The following is a 20,154-nucleotide window of genomic DNA, read 5'->3' on the forward strand; positions in this document are numbered from 1 at the left end:
TTTATACTGCAAAATAAAAAACTGCATTCACAAAATAGTGAGTGCAGTTTTTTTGATTTTGATTTTATTTCGCAGTAACGCTTTTAACAGCCGACCAAGCGCCGTAATAATTCTTGCCGTTGATGTTCTTGTAAGCCCTCATTCTGACGTAATATTTCTTGCCCTTTGTGAGGTTATTTACAGTCGCCGAGGTCTTGTTCTTGTCGGAAACGCTGACTTTGGAGCTCTTTGAAAACTTGCTGTCGGTGGAATATCCGATCTGATAGCCTGTGGCTTGGCTGTCAGCTTTCCACTTTGCGGTGAAGCCCTTTGAAATTGCGGACACGCTTGAAAGGCTTTCCTTTTTCGGCACGATATTGAAACGCAGGGTGAAAGAGCCTGTGTATTTGCCCTTGCCCGTTATCTTAACTGTGCCCTCGCCTGTGCTGACATTTTTGCCGTATGAAACGGTGTAATCGGTGTTTTTCTTGAGCTTTGAAGTCACCGCCAGCTTGATCTGCTTGCCCGTATAGGCCCTTGATGAAGCGATAGAGAAATTGTACGCCTTGAGGCACTTTTTCGTGCCGCTGATGCTTGCGGAACAGCCGCCCTCAACCTTGGTCTTGTTTTTGTCAGAGCCGTTGTTTTTGAATACAATGCCCCTGCTGTTTGCGCTGACATAAAGATCAAGGCTGCCGTTTTTGAGGATATTGTTGTTCGTGATCTTGCCCGTTGCGCCCTTTGTTACCATAAAAGCGCACTTTGTATTGCCGTGGACGTAGTTTGAATAAGCCGTGAGATTTGCCCCCGAAGCAACGTAAAAGCCCTGCTCCTTGCAGCCCGAAATGTCGTTATTGTCGCAGGAAGCCTTTGAATTCGAGAGATAGTAGCCGTTCTTTTTCATCGTGGAAATAGTGTTGTATCTCGATGAAACAATATTAGAATCGGTGACAAAAATGCCGTTTTCGCTGGCATTTTTAATGGTGTTGCGACCAAGCTCGTTAAGAGTGCTGTTCTTTCTGATAGAAATGCCGTTGAGCTTTGTGGTGTTTATGCTGTTGCGATAAATTTTGCCCTTTGCCCCGTCATATACCATTATGCCGTTCATTTTCGCATTTGAAATAGCGTTGTCCTTGATAGTGAAGCTTGAGTTTTCAAGAACGTAAATGCCGTTGCCTGTGGAATTTTTCAGAGTGTTGTTGTAAATTTCCAAATTGCTCTTGTCCGAAACTCTCACCGCATTGAGGAAGCGTTCAGAATTGCCGTTGTAGTTATCCCTTGCGAAGATCGAACCCGACAAATTCGTCCGTGAAGTCAGCGTGTTGTTATATACCGCTCCGCTGGTGCGCTCGGCGAAGATAAGTCCGCCTGTGTTGTTGGCCTTGTTGCCGTATGCCTTGAAATTGGTAAAACCTGCGGCGTCAATGCAGTAAAAATAGCAATCGTTAAAAGTATTGTTGCTGATATTCACATTGTTCGCACGCATATATTCATAAACGTGATGAGTACCCACGCCTGTTGTGCAGCGTGTAAAAGTACAGTTCGTAACGGAAACGTTCTTGCAAGGCGTGCCGTCACCGGGGAGCGAATCAGCCTTGCCCTTTGGGATATAGTCGATATGAAGCGCCTCGGTGCAGCGATATGTGAAATCTGCGCCAGTCTGCTCCTTATAAGACTCCGCCGTGCCTGTGAACTCCTTGAAATCGGAGAATTTCGTGTTGTTCACCGTGATATCCGAAACACCGTCAAGGATAATAAAATGCGTTCCGCAGCAGTTTTGGAAGGTGGTGTTGATAAGCTTGATATTCTTTGCGTGCCAAATTTTCACAAGGCCGTTGGTTATCTTTGTGTTCGTAACATTGCCGTCCCAAACGCCGCCGTCGATAGTGATATCGTGAGAGCGTGTGTATCCGCCAGCGTTGTTGTCGCTGTCAGAGCCGTTTATAAAGAAATAATTCTCGTCATTGGTCCTAATAAGCTTTGCCTTCGGGCTGAGTTTAAGATAGGTGTTCGAGTATATCCTCAGCTCGCTGCCGAGATAATATGTGCCCGCAGGAACGTTGACTGTCGTGACGCTGTCTGAATTTCGGCAGCTATCCAAAGCCTGCTGAAAGGCGCCAGAGTCGTCAAGCTTATCGCTGCCCTTTGCGCCAAAGTCAGAAACATTGCAGCTCTGGGAATAAGTGCTGATATCCTGCGCCGCAAAAGCTCCCGAACCCATAGGGGAAAACGCAGCCAGCACGGCGATACACGCCGTCAATATGATCTTCTTCATTTTTTCATCTCCCATAATTTTTATATAACAGTTTACAATACCATTGTACCACGCAAAGCCCATAATGTCAATATCTCACAGCCATAAACAGGATAAAAAAGAAACAGCACAGAAGCTTCCGTGCTGTTCTTTATTGGAAAGTATTGTATGAAAAGATATTTTGATCTTTATTGGTGTAATAACAATTAGCTAAGCTCGTTGAGCAGATCCATATAAAGCTCGTTGTAATCTGTTCTGTTATCCTTGAGGAAGCCGATAGCCGCACGAGGGTGACGATTGAGTGCGCCTGTGAGCATATAAGGCACGTCATAGCCCCAAACTGAGCCCTTTGCCTTCTCCTCTGCGATGTACTTTTCAATGAACTTGAGTGTTGGAGTGAGCTTGTAATTCGGGTTTCTGAGGAAGCTGAGCATTTGCTCCATAAAGCAGTTGCCTGCGCCTCTGCCCATACCGCCCATCGTTGCGTCGGCAAAGCTTGCGCCGTGGGAGATACTCTCGATAGTGTTTGCAAAAGCGAGCTGCTGGTTGTTGTGCATATGTGCGCCCACCTTTTTGCCTGTTGCCTCTGCCACCTCGCAATACTGCGCTGTCAGACGTCTGACCTGCTCAGGGAAAAGCGAACCGTAGCTGTCAACAAGGTAGATAACATCAACAGGGCTTTTTGAAATAAGCTCCAGAGCCTGTGCGATATCGTCCTCACGGCTGGCAGAAACAGCCATAATATTGATAGTTGTCTCATAACCAAGATCGTGGCAGTAATTTATCATTTCGATCGCGCCGGGCATCTGATAAGTGTAGGTCGCAATTCTTATCATATCAATAACGCTTTCGCTCTTTGGCAGGATATCCTTTTTGAAATCGCATCTTCCAACGTCCGCCATAACGGAAAGCTTCAGCGGACTGTCGTTCTCGCCGACTATTGCTCTGATATCTTCCTCGTTGCAGAACTTCCACTTGCCGAATTCCTTGACGTCAAAAAGCTCCTTAGAGGCCTTATAGCCGAACTCCATATATTCAACGCCCGACTTGATGTTTGTCTCATAGAGCTTTCTTACGAATTCATCGGAGAAGCCGAAGTTATTTACAAGTCCGCCGTCACGGATAGTGGCGTCAAGAAGTCTTATATCGGGACGATAAGACATAAGGTCGCCTTTCTGATTTATATTTTTTGTCTGGTTTGCCATTTACAAAACTTCCTTTCCATATCCCGACAGCAAAGCTTTCTTACCAATTTATAACTTTCACTCGGAATAAATTTCAATACTTTAAAGATTTTATGCTTTTAAGCTTTTATGTATTAAAGTATAGCACTATCTTTCCCACTTGTCAAGGCTTAAAGGGCGAAATAAAAGTTTTTTTACATTTTTATTATATTTTCAAGGCGTGTGGGGATATTTTTGTGCGATTTTATGGGTCAAACTATAAAAACACGCCCCTCAGAGCACACTCCAAGGGGCGGTAAATAATATCAAAATAAGGCCCTATCAATCCATAACCGCATTGGCAAGCATAAGCTTGATACGGTTTTCCTGATTGACCTTTGTTGCGCCTGGGTCGTAGTCGATGGCAACGATGTTTGCATCTGGGTATGCCTGCTTGATAGTCCTTGACATTCCCTTTGCAACGATGTGGTTAGGCAGACAGCCGAATGGCTGAGTGCAGATGATGTTCTTTGTGCCTGTCTCAGCAAGGGCAGCCATTTCTGCGGTGATGAGCCAGCCCTCGCCCATTTTTACGCCTTGGCTGATGTACTTGTCAGCGCACTTTCTAAGGTGCTCAAAATCGTGCGGCGGCTGGAAAATCCCCTGTTCGTTGATAATCTTTATCTGCTGCTTCTGGAACTTGTAAAGCACGTCATAGCCAATGCCGTACATAAGGGTGCGGCTCGTCTTTTTGTCGTAAAGCTTTTCGTCGTTGATGGCGTCAGAAGCGCAGTAAAGCACGAAGTCAAGAAGTCCCGGCACGTTAGGCTCGCAGCCCTCTGAAAGCAGAAAATCATTAAGATGATTGTTTGCCAGCGGCGAATACTTTACATATATCTCGCCAACGATACCCACCTTTGGCTTCTTTTCCTTTGTCCTCGGCAGAGCCGCAAAGTCCTTGAGCATTGCATTGTAAATGCTCTTTGTGTGCATATACTTGCTCGGGGTCGCAAAAAGCTTTCCCAGCCTGTGCTGCCACCTTGCCAAAAGCTCGTCCGTGGAATTTTTGTTTATCTCATAAGGCTTGCATTGATTGTAAAGCAGCATAAGCATATCGCCGTAGAGCACAGCATAGATAAGCTTCATCGCAATACCTGGAGTGATATCTATCGAAGCGTCCTTCTCAAGTCCGCTAAAATTCAGCGACAGAACAGGCACTTCAGGGAACTGCGTTGACAGTGCCTTTCTTATAAGATGTATGTAATTTGAAGCACGACAGCCGCCTCCTGTCTGCGACATAAGCAGAGCCGTGTGTTCAAGATCGTACTTTCCGCTCTTGAGTGCGTCCATAAACTGTCCGATGACCAGCAGCGCAGGATAACAAGCGTCATTGTGAGTGTTCTTCAGACCCTCGTCGATAACGTTTCTCGAGCAGTTCTGCAAAAGCTCCATATTATAGCCGTACTTCTTGTATATCGCCATAATGAGCTTGAAGTGTATAGGCAGCATATCAGGGATAAGGATAGTGTATTCCTCACGTCTTGACTTGTCAAAATACGATCTCTTTACCCTGTCCGAACCCGAATGCTTTATCTCTTTTTCAGCCATTACATTGCCTCCTTGTCCATATTCTTTTCAGCATTTGCGCTGGCTTCTTTTTCTTCAAGGGCTGCCGCCAATGATCTCAGTCTGATCTTTGCAGCGCCCAAGTTTGTGATCTCGTCGATCTTGAGCTGTGTGTAAAGTTTGCCCTTCTCTTCAAGGATAGCTCTGACCTCGTCGGTCGTAACGGCGTCGATACCGCAGCCGAATGACACAAGCTGAACAAGCTGCATATCATCATTTTCGCAAACGTACTCAGCCGCTCTGTAAAGTCTTGAATGATAAGTCCATTGATTGAGGACGTCAAGTGCTGGAGTATCCACCTTCATCGCAACGCTGTCCTCGGTGATAACGGCAAAGCCAAGAGATGCGATAAGCTTGTGTATGCCGTGGTTAATCTCTGGGTCGATATGATAAGGTCTGCCTGCAAGGACGATTATCTTCTGTCCCTTTTCACGGGCTTCTACGATTATCTCCTGCGCCTTGTTTTCGATATCCCTGCGGTATCTTACCTGCTCGGAATATGCCTTGTTGAGAACTTCCATTACCTGCTTTGGCGTAATGCCGTACTTTGAAAGCGCCCTAGCCATTGCCTTTGCAACGTGCTTTTTGATGTTGATATCAAGATAAGGCATAACGAAATTATCGTCGTTGAGCTTGTCATTATTAGCTTTCAAAAGCTCGGGATAATACGCAACGACAGGACAGTTGTAGTGATTGTCCGACTGACCCTCGTCAGCGTTATAGCTCATACAAGGATAGAAGATGAAGTCCACGCCCTTGTCAAGCAGGCTCTCGATATGACCGTGACAAAGCTTTGCAGGATAACATACCGTGTCTGACGGGATAGTCTGCTGACCCTTGTAATATGTATCTCTCGTTGACTCCTCAGAAAGCACCACCTCAAAGCCAAGGCTTGTGAGCAGCGTTGAGAAGAACGGCATAAGATCGTAATAAGACAGCGCCAGCGGCAGACCCACCTTTGCGATAGCCTTTTTAGGCTTGTTTTCCGCATAGGCGAGTATCTTGTTATACTTATACTCGATCATATTTTCAGTTCTGTCTGTTATCTTTATGCCTGCGCCCTTTTCGCAGCGGTTGCCCGATGTGAACCTTCTGCCGTCGTTGAATCTTATGATCGTCAGATTGCAATGAGCGCCGCAGCCGCCGCATTGAACGGCTCTTGAATTATATGCGAACTCTTCAAGCTGCGCCTTTGTGAGCACCTTTGAATTTTCAAGGCTGCCCTTTGACTTTTCCTTTGCGAAAAGCGCACAGCCAAATGCTCCCATAAGTCCTGCAATGGCTGGTCTGATAACGTTTCTGCCAAGCTCCATTTCAAATGATCTCAGCACGGCGTCGTTAAGGAACGTACCGCCCTGAACAACGATATTCTTGCCCAGCTCGTCGATAGACTTTGCTCTGATAACTTTATATACCGCATTCTTGATGATCGACGATGAAAGACCTGCGGAGATATCCTCAACGGAAGCGCCGTCCTTCTGCGCCTGCTTAACAGAAGAGTTCATAAATACTGTACATCTTGAACCAAGCTCAACAGGTGCTTTTGCAAAAAGTCCCAGCCTTGCGAACTCTGCGATATCGTAACCCATTGCACCTGCAAAGGTCTGAATGAACGAACCGCAGCCCGATGAACAGGCCTCGTTGAGCATAATGCTGTCGATAGCGTTGTTTTTTATCTTAAAGCACTTGATATCCTGACCGCCGATATCTATGATAAAGTCAACGTCGGGACAGAAATATGCCGCTGCCTTATAGTGTGCAACAGTCTCAACGATACCGTAATCCACGCCGAGACCTGCCTTGATAAGATCTTCGCCGTAACCTGTTACAGCGGAAGCCTTGATGTTCAGTTCAGGCGTTGCAAGGTCATATATCTCTTCAAGCTTTGCAGCGATCATATCAAGCGGCTGACCCTTATTTGAGCAGTAATGCTGATAAAGCAGCTTGCCATCGGGGGTGATAAGAACAAGCTTAGTGGTGGTCGAGCCTGCGTCGATACCGAGATAAGCGTCGCCCTTGTAAGTTCTTATATCCTCATATTTAAGGTCAGACTTTCTGTGTCTGTCCACAAATTCATTGTAATCCTCACGGGAGGCAAAAAGTGGCTTGCCCACAACGATATTGTCGTTTGCCTTTGCGTGGGTGATCTTGTCGATAGCTTCGTCGATAGTCATTTCCTCAGCCAGCGTGTCAGCGTGGAGCGCCGCACCGAAAGCCATATAGCAGGAGGACTTATCTGGAAGAATAGCGTGTTCTTCATCAAGGTTCAGCGTAGTCCTGAAAGCCTTTCTGAGTGCGCTCAAATATGTAAGCGGTCCGCCGAGGAAAAGCACCTGTCCGCCTATCTTTCTGCCCTGTGCAAGACCAGAAACCGTCTGATCTACAACTGCCTGGAAGATAGAAGCAGAGATATCCTCTTTTCTTGCGCCCTGATTAAGAAGCGGCTGGATATCTGACTTTGCGAAAACGCCGCATCTTGAAGCGATAGGATAAGTCTTTTCAGCCTTGAGCGCCAAGTCGTTCATCTCGTCTGGAGTAACGCCCAAAAGTCCTGCCATTTGGTCGATAAATGCGCCGGTGCCGCCTGCGCAGGAGCCGTTCATACGCTGTTCAACGCCCCCTGTGAGGAAGATTATCTTAGCGTCCTCACCGCCCAGCTCGACAACAACGTCGGCCTTTGGATATTTCTTATTTACGGCGATAAATGCAGAGAAAACCTCCTGCACGAATGAAATGCCGCTTGCCTCGGCGATACCGAGACCAGCCGAGCCTGTTATAGCTATCTTGAATTTATCATCGGGGTAAAGCGCTTTGATAGCTTTAAGCTGCTCCGCCACCGTTTCTCTTACCTTTGAAAAGTGTCTTTCATATTTGTTATAAATAAACTCACCGTCGTCAAGAATGACCGTCTTGACAGTCGTTGAGCCTACGTCGATACCAAGGTCATAAATCTTACTCATAGTCGATCCTCTCTGCTTAAATTCAAATATACATAATGATTATAACACACTTTTCTGCAAATTACAAGTGCTTTCGGGTAATAATTATTTGATAATTGATAACATTTATATTTTGCATATATCCGATATCGCCACAAAAAAGAGACGAACCCGCTGTCCGTCTCTTTGTCTGTCAAAAAATATCAAATATATTAAAATCTGAATGGTGCAAGGGGTATTCCCGTCTCATTGTAAAGGGTCACATCGCAATAATTGAACCAATTGTATCTTGCGTGGAGCGGCTGCGAAACCTTGTCAGACTTGATGAAAATTTTTCCGACGTCGATAGTGATATCAGCGGTGACGAATTCGCCGTCTGCCCCTGCGATCTCAAAGCCCTGCGCCTCGCCCTTTACAACAAAGCCGTTCTCGGCGTGGTCAAAGCTCAGCTCAATGCCGCCGTCTCTGAAAATGTGGGACTTGTAGATAGGGCCGAACGCCTTTACGTCCATTCTATAGAAAAGCTTTTCAGCCTGCAAGCAAAGTCTTTCGCCGACAGGAACTTTGTCCTTCGGGTGTATCTCGTTGAACTCGCCGCAATCGGAAATAACAGCTATCCCCGTGTTCTTCACCGTCTTGAAAGCCCTCATCTGCGCTTCTCTTATCTTGCACCAATGCTTGTAATCGGGGTCGGCTGCGTACTTGAACATCGGCAGCTGAACGATGATGAACGGCAGCTCGTCATCGCCCCACTTCTCTCTCCAAAGCTTGATAAGCGATGTGAGCAGGGTGTAATAACTGTCGGGCTTGTGGTCGTCCGACTCACCTTGATAATAAAGGAAGCCCTTGATAGTGTATGGGCAAACTCTCATAACCATTGTCTCGTAAAGTCCGCTTGGTCTGAATGGGTTCACGCAGTTGATCGGGCCCGGCCAGTTCTTGTCGCCGAGAATCTCGTTTGCCTTCTCCCAGCTCATTGAAGGGTCGTCTTTAAGAAGCTCGCCGTACTTTCTGTCCCACTCACGCTCGAACTTCTGATAAGCCTTGTATTCCTTGATCTGCTCTTCAACAGTCTTGCCCTCGTTGCGCTTTTCGTATTCTTCAACGTAGCTTTTAAGCTCCTCGCTGCCCTCAAGGGTCGCCCTGTCCACCCAAGCAGAAGCGGAAGTTCCGCCCCAGTTGCAGCCGATAAGACCAACAGTCACGCCAAGGTCAGCGGCAAGCTTGCGGCCAAAGAAAAATCCAACAGCGCTCCAAGCTCTCGAATTGTCCTTTGAAGCCTGCGCCCAAGCGGTGTTGTTCTCGTCCTCATAGAACATCTCGTCAAGTGTTCCACGCTTCTGAGTGTAGTAAAATCTGACGTTGCAGTCGGTGGTCAAGGTCTCAAGTATCTCCTTGCCGCCCTTTGCGTTTTGAAGCTCAAGCTCCATATTTGACTGACCGCCGCAGAACCAAACCTCGCCGATCATAACACGGCAGAACTTTCTCTCCGTGCAACCGTCAGTAACGGTCATCTCGTACTCTCCGCCAGCACTCATCGGCGGCAGGATAGCGACCCACTTGCCGTCACGCACCTGCGTCGTAACTGTCACGCCGTTAAGGCTTACAGTAACAGTCCTCTCTTCATCGCCAAGACCCCATACAACAATGTTCTTATCACGCTGGAGCACCATATCATTGGAAAAAATATTAGCAACTTTCAACATACTATTTTCTACACCTTTCTATAATTTATCTAAAGAATATCAACAAAAGCGACCGAGAGGTCAAAGCGAACGAAGTTCGCAACAAGGATAAGATCGCCGCAGGCGATACCTTCATTCCTCATTCCTCACTAACAGAGTTCAAAGCGTGTGATAGAGCAAAATGATATCCTCAAAAACTCCGTCCTTATTCTCAAAACCGCCCGGAACAGTACCGAGCTTCACAAAGTCCAAAGTCTCGTAAAGCTTTATCGCCTTGACGTTTGAAGCCACAACAGCGTTGAACTGCAAGACCTTGAAGCCCTTCTGCTTTGCCATAAATAAGCAATGCTCAACGATCACCTTGCCTGCGCCCTTTCCACGGCAAGTGCTCTTGACAGCGTAGCTTGCGTTTGCAATGTGTCCGCACCTGCCAACATTGTTGGGGTGAAGTATGTACATTCCAACGACCTCGCCGTCATATTCCGCAACGCCGCAAAATGTCTGCGAAGCGAAGAACTTTACAGCGCCCTCATAGTCAAGGGTATCTTTCTGCGGAAATGCGTTGCCCTCGGTAACGACCTCGTTCCAAATTTCCGACATTGCAGGCACGTCGTCGATATCGTAACCTCTTACAGTAACATTTTTCATCTTTGCCATTTTAACAGCCTACTCTCTTTATACCGAAGTCGTGAAAAAAAGTCTCGGAAATCTGAATATTATCTCGCCGTTTTTCTGAACGTGATAGCTGTCTTTTATCATTTCAAGAAGCTTGGCTTTAAACTCTTTCTGCTCGACCTCGTCAAGCCGCTGAAGATAAGGCCTCAGCGCAGAACCACGGTACCACTCGATAACGCCCTCGCAGCCGTTCAGCCTGTGATAATATGTGGTCTCCCACATTCTGAAATAGTCTGCGTGCTCCGTGAGAATATCGTAATATTCCTCGGCCGAAAGCGTGTGATAGCTGCCAAGATCGGGAAATCTGCCCTGCCATTTGCCAAGCTTTGCAATATCATTAAGCGCCTTGTGCATAGGCTGACGCTCGGTCAGCGGCACTTGAACTGCCATTACGCCGCCCTTTTTGAGCAGCCCCAGCATATTCGGGATAAGCTTGTGATGATCTGGCACCCATTGTATGCAGGCGTTTGAGAACACCACGTCAAAACCGCCCTCAAGCTCTTCCACGCCCTCAAAGCCCTTTGAAACGTCGCAGTAAACAAAAGTTATATCGGGATGATTCACCCTTGCTTTTTCAAGCATATTCTCAGAATTATCCACGCCGATAACTTCCGCCTCGGGATATTTTGCTTTTAACACCGCCGTGCTGTTTCCGGGGCCGCAGCCGATATCGACAATGCGTTTGGGCGCTTCAAGCTTTATCGCCGCTGCAAGGTCTCTCGAGGGCTGAGTGCGCTCTTCTTTGAATTTCAGATATGTGCTGCTGTTCCAGCCGAATTTTTCCATACTATCATCTCCGAAATATAAGAAACGAATGAATTATTCGATAAATGACTTCATACCACGCTCACGTCTCCAGTCAAGGAACTCCTCATAAGTGCCCTGTCTGTCGATACAGCCGTCGGGTGTGATCTCGATTATCCTATTGGCAACAGTCTGCACGATCTCGTGGTCGTGGGAAGCGAATATTACAACGCCCTTGAAATCTCTGAGGCCGTTGTTCACCGCTGTGATAGATTCAAGGTCAAGGTGGTTGGTCGGTCTGTCAAGCATAATAACGTTTGAGCCAAAGAGCATCATACGGCTGAACATACATCTAACCTTTTCGCCGCCCGAGAGCACCTTTACAGGCTTGTATATCTCATCGCCCGAGAAAAGCATTTTGCCAAGGAAACCTCTGAGATAGGTGTCTGTTACCTCGGAAGTTGAATACTGTCTTATCCAGTCAACAATGCTTTCGTCATTGTCGTTGAAGTACGCCGAGTTGTCAATAGGAAAATAAGAACGTGAAGTTGAAACGCCCCACTTGATAGAGCCCTCATCAGGCTCTTCCTCTTCCGCAAGTATCTTGAAAAGCATTGTGATAGCCTGTTCAGACTCGCCGATAAATGCGACTTTATCTGTTCTGCCAAGAGTGAAAGACACATTGTTCAGCAGCTTCACGCCGTCAACAGTCTTTGAGATACCATTGACCTTCAGCACGTCCTTGCCAAGCTCTCTATCCATATTAAAGCCGATGAAAGGATACTTTCTCGATGAAGCAGGCATTTCCTCAACTGTGAGCTTATCAAGAAGCTTTCTTCTTGCAGTCGCCTGCTTTGACTTTGACTTGTTTGCAGAGAAGCGGTTGATAAATTCCTGCAATTCCTTGATCTTTTCCTCAGCTTTTTTATTCTGATTTTTCATCATTCGCTGCATAAGCTGTGATGACTCATACCAGAACTCATAGTTACCAACATACATTTTGATCTTTGTATAGTCGATATCAACGATATGAGTACACACATTATTAAGGAAGTGTCTGTCGTGAGATACAACAAGAACTGTTCCGAAATAATCCGCAAGAAAGTCCTCCAGCCAGCGGATAGCGTCGATATCAAGGTGGTTCGTAGGCTCGTCCAGCATAATTATATCAGGGTTGCCGAAAAGCGCCTGCGCAAGAAGCACCTTGACCTTTTCATTACCCGAAAGAGTTGACATCTGCGAATAAAGGATATCCTCAGAAAGTCCCAGACCTTGGATAAGCTTAGAAGCGTCCGACTCAGCCTCCCAGCCATTGAGCTCTGCGAACTCGCTCTCAAGCTGACCTGCTCTGTCGCCGTCCTCCTCGGAGAAATCTTCCTTTGCGTAAAGCTCGTCCTTTTCCTTCATGATCTCATAAAGGCGCTTATTGCCCATAATCACAGTTTCAAGAACTGTGTATTCGTCAAAGGCAAAGTGATCCTGTCTGAGCACAGAAAGTCTGTCCTCTTTGGAGATAGATACCTCGCCCGTTGTCGGCTCGATCTCGCCGCAGATGATCTTCAGAAAAGTAGATTTTCCTGCGCCGTTGGCACCGATAATGCCATAGCAGTTGCCGTTGGTAAATTTAAGATCAACGTCCTTAAAAAGAAGCTGACCGCCGAATGAAAGACTAACGTTTGAAACTGTTATCATTTTAACTCTCCTATTTCAATATTTATACATACTATTTTATTATAGCACAGTATAAGCGCAAAGTCCAGCGGATAATGTAAATAATATTCTTAAATTTTATTCAAACGGGTCCAAATACATCTGATGTAGGGGCGAACATTGTTCGCCCGTTGTTTTGCTGCTTTTGCGACGGTTTGCGGTCGACCAAAGGTCGCCCCTACATTATATTGTGTGTTTAAGCGCATATTTAGCGGGCGGCGAATTTTTCTCTTAAAGCTTTCAGCACCTCATCGCCGTCAACGCCCTCGCCATTATCTATTTGTGCTTGTGCCGATTTTAGCTTTTCCAATATTTCAGAAGAGACGATCTCTTTTTCACATGTTTCATTACTCATTATTGACCTATCTCCGTTTCAATATTTATAATATGTTCACTATAACACAATTCACAGATAAAATCCAGCCCTACGCGAATTAAAAGAAAAGAGACGACCGAAGCCGTCTCTCTGATATACTATTGTTCGTCCTCTGTAAGGCAATCTGCAAGATTGAGCTCATAGAGATTATTGTATGTAGGCTGCTTTGCAGGCTCGCCTGCAAGTCTGTAATACTGCTCTGAGCCGTACTTTTCGATGAAGCTTGTGGTGTGGCAGTTGATCTTCAGCTCTTCGATAAACTTCTTCATAATCGGACTGTCTGCGCCATAGCACATTTCGAGGAAATCCAGCGAATACTTGAGGCCTGTCATTGCCTGCTGTGTAACGTTCTTTGCGCCGTGGAGCAGGTTGTTGAAAGCGTTCTGCAAGATGACCGTGCAGCGGTTCTTATTGTCACGACCCTCGTTTGTGCACTTGTCGAGGTATGCTTCAAGATTGTGGATTATCCAATGCTGTATCTTCTTATTTGAAGGTGAGATATTTCTAGCTCTAACAGCCTTGTCAAGGCTCTTGTTGCAGTCCATAATATGCTCACTTATGATCTGACGGCAGGAGAGGCCGTTATTGATCTTGACGATAACATCTTCCATTCTTGGGTGTATCTGTCTTATCATCTTTTCCATTTGGATACAGCTTCTCATCGTAAATGTGATACCGTCCATAAGAAGGTTCATAAGAGCGACGGCTTCTTCTGTATCGGCAGCCTTTGCGTCGGCAACGTTCTGCTCTGTTATGCCGCCCTCGAGGATAGCGTCAACGTCATACTTTTCACGATAGTAGTTAAATCTGTCGTAATACTCGGCAAAGCTCTTTGAGAACTCAGGGTTCTGTACATACTGAGCAGCGAGGGCGTGGTCAACGAGTATACCGCTCTCCTCATAAAGCTGCATCATTTCCGAAAGGTCTTCCCAGCCACGGGCAGTAACAAAGCGATAATTGTTCTTGTCACTTGCGTCTACCATATAATAATGGTCTGGGTGGAGCTCAAGGTAAGAAATAACAGCAGGGTGAACGCCTGCATAATAGGCATATTCTTTCCAAACGCCGAAATCAGGCTGACACTCAACTCTCTTAACACGGTCGAGTGTAACGATATCGAACTCAGAAACGGACTTATTGAACTCAGGTGGGTTACCTGCGGTAACGACTACCCAGCCGGCAGGGACTTGATGAAGTCCGAAAACTTTATACTGCAAGAACTGGAGCATTGCAGGGGCAAGAGACTCCGACACGCAGTTGATCTCATCGAGGAATAGGATACCTTCCTTAATGCCGGTCGCTTCGATAGTATCATAAAGCGTAGCCACGATCTCACTCATCGTATACTCTGATATCTGGACATCAGCGCCGGTATAATTTCTATGTACGATAACAGGCAGACCCAATGCGGACTCTCTCGTATGATGAGACATAGAGTAAGTAACGAGGCTGACGCCTGTTTCCTGAGCGATCTGCTCCATAATAGCTGTTTTACCGATACCAGGCGCACCCAGCAGGAAAACAGGTCTCTGATGTTCAATGCTTATACGATAATCGCCGAACTCATCTTTAATAAGGTAAGCCTGTATAGCATTGAGTATCTGCTGCTTTGCTTCTTTAATATTCATAGTCAATTCTCCCTTTATGCAGGCACGAAAAACGATTCCGAAAATATGAACAAACGCCCTGCATATCTTAAAACATCTTACTTTTTCATTATATACTATCTCCAATTTAAAGTCAATAGCCCCTTTCAGTTTTGGCAACATACACAATCATTGCTGATTTTTTTAGTTATTCTGTATCAAAGTCATATTTTTTAACATCGAAATAATGCAGTTATAGCCATAGTATAGCAGCAATTTGAAAATGTTGGGCTTAATCGTTTTCTGATAGCTTATAAAAACGGCGAAATGACCTTAACGACTCCTCTTCTGTAAATATTCAATTGTCAAGTTTCCGTGCGGAGGCTACGTCACAAAGCTGCGCTTTAAAATTATGCGCACACGCATTTTTATGATTTCGTCTCAACATTTGGGTGCAAGTCCTTAGATGCGCCAGCCGACTCTTCACCTCGGAGCCATCACCGCCCGTCCAACAAGTTTCCCTTGCCACTCTGCAAATGTCTTTCTACTTATCCCGAAAAATCGGCGAAAAGTTGCATAAAAAATGCAATAATTGCTTAATTGTTGCCAAATTAAATAATAAATCATTTGTTTGCACAAATTGTGGCTTGCAAAATTATCGAGATTGCACAATCGTTTATGATTAATTTATGTAGGGGCGAACAGTGTTCGCCCGTTTGTTAAAACCACATTGAGTATTTTTATTGTCAAATGTACAACGGGTATCACGGGCGCACGATGTGCGCCCCTACAAAAATATCGCCGTTAGGCGATACCTTAATTCCTCATTCCTCACTCCTCATTCCTCACTTAACTTTTGCATTGACAAATGCACCAAAGTGTAGTATAATGTACTAATATGCTAAAATGATACTATGAAAGCAGACAAAAATAACTATACTATTTTATAAGGAATGAATTTCAATGACATTTGAGGAAGTTAAAAAGGTCACCGAGATCTTACTCGAGTTTCTCCCCAACACCCTAAAGCTCTTCGCTTGGACGCTGATCTTATCTATCCCTGTCGGCGTTCTTGTGACTATGCTGAAAAAATGCCGCTTCAAGCCAATTTCTTGGCTGACTAATCTTTACATACTTATTATGCGTGGCACGCCGCTTATGCTGCAAATTATTGCTATTTATTATGCTGTGCCGCTTATTATTGCAAGCGCTGCCAAAAGCGGCAAGACAGGCGGAATTTATGACATTCTCACCAACGTAAAAAACAACCCGAACTATATGTTCATCGCCCTTGTGACGGCTTTCGTCCTCAACTATGCGGCGTACTTTGCCGAGATCTTCAGAGGCGGTATCGAGGCTATCCCAAAGGGTCAATACGAAGCTGCTTCTATGCTCGGTTTGACGAAGGTTCAGACCTTTTTCAGAATTATCCTGCCGCAGGTCACAAAGCGTGTTGTCCCTGCGACGGCTAACGAAGTTATCGTTCTTGTAAAGGACACTTCCCTTGCCAATGTTATCGCATTTGCGGAGATAACGATGAAAGCAAAGCAGCAGATGAACCTTTACAGCTCGATAACTCCGCTTTTTATCGCAGGCGCTTTCTATTTCGTGCTCAATGCGATCGTGACGATAATTTTTGCTGTTATCGAAAAGAAATTCGACTATTATAAATAAGGAGGAACTCTTATGGCTATTCTTGAAGTTAAAAATATTTCCAAAAGCTTTGACAGCCTAAAGGTTCTCAAAGATATCTCTTTCAACGTCGAAAAGGGCGAAGTTGTGGCGATTATCGGACCGTCAGGCAGCGGTAAATCTACTCTGCTCAGATGTATAAACCAGCTTGAAAAGGCAAACGGCGGCGAGATAAACGTTGACGGTGTGAATATGTTCCACACCGAAAACGGCAAGGCTGTTTATGCCCCTGCGAAAACGCTTAGAGATATCCGCCTTAAGATCGGTCTTGTTTTTCAGAATTTTAATTTATTTCCACACTTTTCTGTGGAACAGAACATCATCGAAGCCCCTGTGCACGTCTTGAAACGATCAAAGGCTGAGGCAAGAAAGAACTGCGAGGAACTTCTCAAGAAAATGGGACTTGAAACAAAGGGCAAGTCTTACCCCTGCGAACTTTCGGGCGGTCAGCAGCAGCGTGTTTCCATTGCAAGGGCGCTGGCTTTGAAGCCGCAGATACTCTTTTTTGACGAGCCGACTTCCGCACTTGATCCCGAGCTTACGGGTGAGATACTCAAGGTCATAAAGGAGCTTGCGAAAGAGAAAATGACAATGGTCATCGTCACCCACGAAATGGCTTTTGCAAGAGACGTTGCCAACCACGTCATTTTTATGGACGAGGGTTATATCGTTGAAGAGGGCACGCCCGAAGAGGTTTTCGGTCAGACACAGAACGAGAGGACGAAGCAATTTTTGCAGAGATTTAATGACAGATAGTGGCATTTTGTTGTTGGTAACAAAAAATGATAACGTTTTCTGTGATAAATACACAAAAAGCCTATGACAATATTGTTAGAAATTTCAACACTTTTTGGAATAAAAAATGCAAAAACCACTTGATTTTCGGACAAAAGTCTGTTATAATATAACTAGGATTGAATAACAATTCATACTCAATACTTAAATTAACCTAATATGGAGGAGATCACAATGAAAATTTCAAAGATTTTGGCTGGTTGTGCTGCTCTTGCTATGGCAGCAACAACAGTAATGTCCGTATCTGCAGCAGATTCAAGAGTTTGGATTCAGGACTGGAAAGTAAAGGAGCAGAAGAAGGTTATCGCATTCGATAATATGGATACTGCTACTGCTTGGAACGGCTGCTGGATCCAGTTCTATTCAACAGACGCAAACCTTTCTGATGTAAATGTTACATTTACAATCGACACAACAAACGCTACTTGGCAGACAGGTGACGACGGCGCTCCAATGAACGAGTCCGGTACATACACAATTATGAGAGCCGGCGACACAGATGATGAAACAACTGGTCACGGCGCACAGTTTGAGGAAGGCAACTCTGTTGGCGCTCTCAACTGCACAAATGACAACGGCGTTTACACAGTAACAATTCCTGGCAGCTGGCTCGTTTCTGATGTAGAAACAGGCGGAGTTCAGATCAACAAAGAAGAAGCTACACTTGCTGACGAGTCAACAAAGACAGTTTACAACGTTGGTTTCAATATGCAGTTCGGTCACTTTGATAAGGCTACTTGGAACGTATCAGTTTCCGGCGATTCTGTTATCCCATTCTCCGGCGTTGATGAGAAGGGTGTAGGTATCCTTGACACATCAGCTCTCGGCGGCAATGATTCAAAGGCTGACAGCAACACAGATTCTAAGACAGATTCAAAGACTGACAGCAAGACAGACTCAAAGACTGACAGCAAGTCCGATTCAAAGACAGATTCTAAGGCTAACTCAACAGCTGCTACTACTTCAAAGGCTGCTAACTCAACAGCTGCTACATCTTCAACAGCTGCTTCTGACAACACAGCTAACACAGGCGCTTCCGCTGGTCTTGCACTCGCAGGCGTAGCTCTCGCTGGTGCTGCTATCGTTGTAGCAAAGAGAAAATAATATTTTCTCTTTGAGAAAGTAATTTCTCTTTGAGGAAGTAATTTTTAAAATTGTATTGACTAATATACATATAAGTTAGTCGATTCCCGTAGAACTATCGCAGAGAGACATTCTTCATCATTTTTTGTTATGTTGAGGTCTTTCTGCGATATCTTTGTTTTTAGACAAAGTTAATTTAAGTATTGGATAATTTAAGAATTTAAGTTTAGCTAATACGATCTTGGTCAAGTTAGCTAACTTAAAAATATATTTTTAGGAGATTTTAGATTATGAAGATTTCTAAGATTTTGGCAAGCGTTGCTGCACTGACAATGGCAGCAACAACAGTAATGTCCGTATCTGCAGCAGATTCAAGAGTTTGGATTCAGGACTGGAAAGTAAAGGAGCAGAAGAAAGTCCTCGCATTCGACAATATGGACACAGCTTCAAGATGGAACGGCTGCTGGGTACAGTTCTACTCAACAGACGCTGCACTCTCTGATGTAACACTCACATTCACAGTTGACACAACAAACGCTGTTTGGGAAGCTGGCGACGATGGTGTTGCTCTTAACGAGAGCGGTTCTTACTGCGTACTCAGAATCAACAATGCTGATGAAACAGACTACACAACACAGGCTATCTATGAAGACGGCAACTATGTTGGCGGCTATGATTGCACAAACGACAATGGCGTTTATACGATCAAGGTGAAGGGTTCTGACATCAAGGCACAGGTTGAAGCTGGCAGCGGTCAGATCAACGAAGAAGAAGTAACTCTTGCTGACGAGTCAACAAAGACTGTTTACAACGTTGGTTTTAACATTCAGTTCGGTCACTTTGAGAATGGTACTTGGAACATTACTGCTGACGGCGATTCCGTTATCCCATTCTCTGGAGTTGATGAGAAGGGTGTAGGTATCCTCGACACATCAGCTCTCGGCGGCAATGATTCAAAGGCTGACAGCAACACAGATTCTAAGACAGATTCAAAGACTGACAGCAAGACAGACTCAAAGACTGACAGCAAGTCCGATTCAAAGACAGATTCTAAGGCTAACTCAACAGCTGCTACTACTTCAAAGGCTGCTAACTCAACAGCTGCCACATCTTCAACAGCTGCTTCTGACAACACAGCTAACACAGGCGCAACAGCTGGTCTTGCTCTTGCAGGCGTAGCTCTCGCTGGCGCTGCTGCTGTTGTAGTATCAAAGAGAAAATAAATTTCTCTCGAGAAAGTAATTTCTTTCTAGAAAATTTCCCTGAGAAGTGATCTTCTCAATTAAGTGTTGAGTAAAAAATTGATATACGGATTTTTCAGAGCTTTCCGCAGAAGTGTGGGAGGCTCCGTTTTTGTCATTTCACGGAGAAGTAATCGTTATCTGTCAAAAGCGTATGAATAATTATTGGCACAAATTGTTGCAAATAATCTACTGTTTTTATATCAATAATATGTTACGATAGACAAGTAATAAAGTTAATATACTTAATATTGAACTTATATTTCACTTACAATATTGAGGCTGCTACTAAGGTAACTGTTGACGAGCCAAACGCTGACTAATCGTAATTTACGAAAAGCTCTTTCATTTAAAATACTAAAATAGCCCCTTGGCTGATGATTTAGTCAAGAGATGCTTTATTTACTTTCTTTGGTTTGTTTATTTTACATCTAACTTATTTGTATATACTGCACTATTCTGTAATCGTTTTCTGTGTAAAATGTACTAAAAAGTGTGTTTTAATTGTGCAAATAGGATATTGAAAATAGCTGGATATTATGCTATAATACAAAGGTAAATATAGTAGGACCGTGTTAAACGGTTCCGTACAATAAACGGAGGTTA

At 44.9% G+C, this 20,154-nt stretch carries 14 protein-coding genes; 4 read left to right on the forward strand and 10 right to left on the reverse strand.

What is annotated here, in order from left to right; translation table 11 throughout:
- Nucleotides 1-64 precede the first annotated feature (64 nt).
- The 10 genes from QZ371_RS03500 to QZ371_RS03545 all read right to left on the reverse strand — a co-directional run bounded on the left by QZ371_RS03500 (nucleotide 65) and on the right by QZ371_RS03545 (nucleotide 14,779).
- Nucleotides 65-2,254, reverse strand: coding sequence for a right-handed parallel beta-helix repeat-containing protein (locus QZ371_RS03500; RefSeq protein WP_295209512.1), 2,190 nt, complete (start codon nucleotides 2,252-2,254; stop codon nucleotides 65-67).
- A gap of 185 nt (nucleotides 2,255-2,439) precedes the next feature.
- Nucleotides 2,440-3,438 carry an aldolase catalytic domain-containing protein gene (locus QZ371_RS03505; protein WP_295209515.1) on the reverse strand — a complete coding sequence of 333 codons (999 nt, stop codon included), beginning with the start codon at nucleotides 3,436-3,438 and terminating at the stop codon, nucleotides 2,440-2,442.
- A 300-nt stretch (nucleotides 3,439-3,738) separates the two neighbouring features.
- Entirely contained in the window at nucleotides 3,739-5,004 is a 1,266-nt protein-coding gene (locus QZ371_RS03510) for a 2-hydroxyacyl-CoA dehydratase (RefSeq protein ID WP_295209518.1), read from the reverse strand.
- Nucleotides 5,004-7,982, reverse strand: a complete 2,979-nt coding sequence (locus QZ371_RS03515; RefSeq protein ID WP_295209521.1) for an acyl-CoA dehydratase activase-related protein — start codon at nucleotides 7,980-7,982, stop codon at nucleotides 5,004-5,006. The genes QZ371_RS03510 and QZ371_RS03515 overlap by 1 nt, the downstream gene beginning before the upstream one ends.
- Before the next feature lie 191 nt (nucleotides 7,983-8,173).
- Nucleotides 8,174-9,667, reverse strand: a complete 1,494-nt coding sequence (locus QZ371_RS03520; RefSeq protein ID WP_295209524.1) for a sialate O-acetylesterase — start codon at nucleotides 9,665-9,667, stop codon at nucleotides 8,174-8,176.
- Nucleotides 9,668-9,805: 138 nt separating this feature from the next.
- Nucleotides 9,806-10,294 carry a GNAT family N-acetyltransferase gene (locus tag QZ371_RS03525; RefSeq protein ID WP_295209830.1) on the reverse strand — a complete coding sequence of 163 codons (489 nt, stop codon included), beginning with the start codon at nucleotides 10,292-10,294 and terminating at the stop codon, nucleotides 9,806-9,808.
- A gap of 27 nt (nucleotides 10,295-10,321) precedes the next feature.
- Nucleotides 10,322-11,107, reverse strand: coding sequence for a methyltransferase domain-containing protein (locus QZ371_RS03530; protein WP_295209526.1), 786 nt, complete (start codon nucleotides 11,105-11,107; stop codon nucleotides 10,322-10,324).
- Nucleotides 11,108-11,140: 33 nt separating this feature from the next.
- Nucleotides 11,141-12,757, reverse strand: coding sequence for an ATP-binding cassette domain-containing protein (locus QZ371_RS03535; RefSeq protein ID WP_295209529.1), 1,617 nt, complete (start codon nucleotides 12,755-12,757; stop codon nucleotides 11,141-11,143).
- Nucleotides 12,758-12,983: 226 nt separating this feature from the next.
- Entirely contained in the window at nucleotides 12,984-13,130 is a 147-nt protein-coding gene (locus tag QZ371_RS03540; RefSeq protein WP_295209532.1) for a hypothetical protein, read from the reverse strand.
- Nucleotides 13,131-13,249: 119 nt separating this feature from the next.
- Nucleotides 13,250-14,779, reverse strand: a complete 1,530-nt coding sequence (locus QZ371_RS03545; RefSeq protein ID WP_295209535.1) for a MoxR family ATPase — start codon at nucleotides 14,777-14,779, stop codon at nucleotides 13,250-13,252.
- 921 nt (nucleotides 14,780-15,700) lie between these two features.
- On the opposite strand from QZ371_RS03545, the gene QZ371_RS03550 reads away from it, so the two are divergent.
- From QZ371_RS03550 to QZ371_RS03565, 4 genes are all read left to right on the forward strand, one after another.
- Nucleotides 15,701-16,411 (forward strand): amino acid ABC transporter permease, encoded by a 711-nt coding sequence (locus tag QZ371_RS03550; protein WP_295209539.1) that lies wholly within the window; start codon nucleotides 15,701-15,703, stop codon nucleotides 16,409-16,411.
- Nucleotides 16,412-16,423: 12 nt separating this feature from the next.
- A complete protein-coding gene (locus QZ371_RS03555) occupies nucleotides 16,424-17,185 on the forward strand; it encodes an amino acid ABC transporter ATP-binding protein (RefSeq protein ID WP_295209542.1) in 762 nt (253 codons plus the stop codon).
- Between the two features lie 213 nt (nucleotides 17,186-17,398).
- On the forward strand, nucleotides 17,399-18,328 hold the full coding sequence (locus QZ371_RS03560) for an NPXTG-anchored protein (RefSeq protein WP_295209545.1): 930 nt from the start codon (nucleotides 17,399-17,401) through the stop codon (nucleotides 18,326-18,328).
- Between the two features lie 269 nt (nucleotides 18,329-18,597).
- Complete coding sequence (locus tag QZ371_RS03565) at nucleotides 18,598-19,530, forward strand: NPXTG-anchored protein (protein WP_295209548.1); 933 nt, start codon at nucleotides 18,598-18,600, stop codon at nucleotides 19,528-19,530.
- Nucleotides 19,531-20,154: the final 624 nt, after the last annotated feature.

The sequence above is a fragment of the Ruminococcus sp. genome (assembly GCF_019423705.1).
Taxonomy (GTDB): domain Bacteria; phylum Bacillota; class Clostridia; order Oscillospirales; family Ruminococcaceae; genus Hominimerdicola.

What these genes read in the sequence shown, in the direction of transcription:
- QZ371_RS03560 (WP_295209545.1), top strand. Translation starts at nt 17,399, where the DNA reads ATGAAAATTTCAAAGATTTTGGCTGGTTGTGCTGCTCTTGCTATGGCA.
- QZ371_RS03550 (WP_295209539.1), top strand. Translation starts at nt 15,701, where the DNA reads ATGACATTTGAGGAAGTTAAAAAGGTCACCGAGATCTTACTCGAGTTT.
- QZ371_RS03530 (WP_295209526.1), bottom strand. Translation starts at nt 11,107, where the DNA reads ATGGAAAAATTCGGCTGGAACAGCAGCACATATCTGAAATTCAAAGAA.
- QZ371_RS03510 (WP_295209518.1), bottom strand. Translation starts at nt 5,004, where the DNA reads ATGGCTGAAAAAGAGATAAAGCATTCGGGTTCGGACAGGGTAAAGAGA.
- QZ371_RS03500 (WP_295209512.1), bottom strand. Translation starts at nt 2,254, where the DNA reads ATGAAGAAGATCATATTGACGGCGTGTATCGCCGTGCTGGCTGCGTTT.
- QZ371_RS03520 (WP_295209524.1), bottom strand. Translation starts at nt 9,667, where the DNA reads ATGTTGAAAGTTGCTAATATTTTTTCCAATGATATGGTGCTCCAGCGT.
- QZ371_RS03540 (WP_295209532.1), bottom strand. Translation starts at nt 13,130, where the DNA reads ATGAGTAATGAAACATGTGAAAAAGAGATCGTCTCTTCTGAAATATTG.
- QZ371_RS03555 (WP_295209542.1), top strand. Translation starts at nt 16,424, where the DNA reads ATGGCTATTCTTGAAGTTAAAAATATTTCCAAAAGCTTTGACAGCCTA.
- QZ371_RS03525 (WP_295209830.1), bottom strand. Translation starts at nt 10,294, where the DNA reads ATGAAAAATGTTACTGTAAGAGGTTACGATATCGACGACGTGCCTGCA.
- QZ371_RS03535 (WP_295209529.1), bottom strand. Translation starts at nt 12,757, where the DNA reads ATGATAACAGTTTCAAACGTTAGTCTTTCATTCGGCGGTCAGCTTCTT.
- QZ371_RS03505 (WP_295209515.1), bottom strand. Translation starts at nt 3,438, where the DNA reads ATGGCAAACCAGACAAAAAATATAAATCAGAAAGGCGACCTTATGTCT.
- QZ371_RS03565 (WP_295209548.1), top strand. Translation starts at nt 18,598, where the DNA reads ATGAAGATTTCTAAGATTTTGGCAAGCGTTGCTGCACTGACAATGGCA.
- QZ371_RS03515 (WP_295209521.1), bottom strand. Translation starts at nt 7,982, where the DNA reads ATGAGTAAGATTTATGACCTTGGTATCGACGTAGGCTCAACGACTGTC.
- QZ371_RS03545 (WP_295209535.1), bottom strand. Translation starts at nt 14,779, where the DNA reads ATGAATATTAAAGAAGCAAAGCAGCAGATACTCAATGCTATACAGGCT.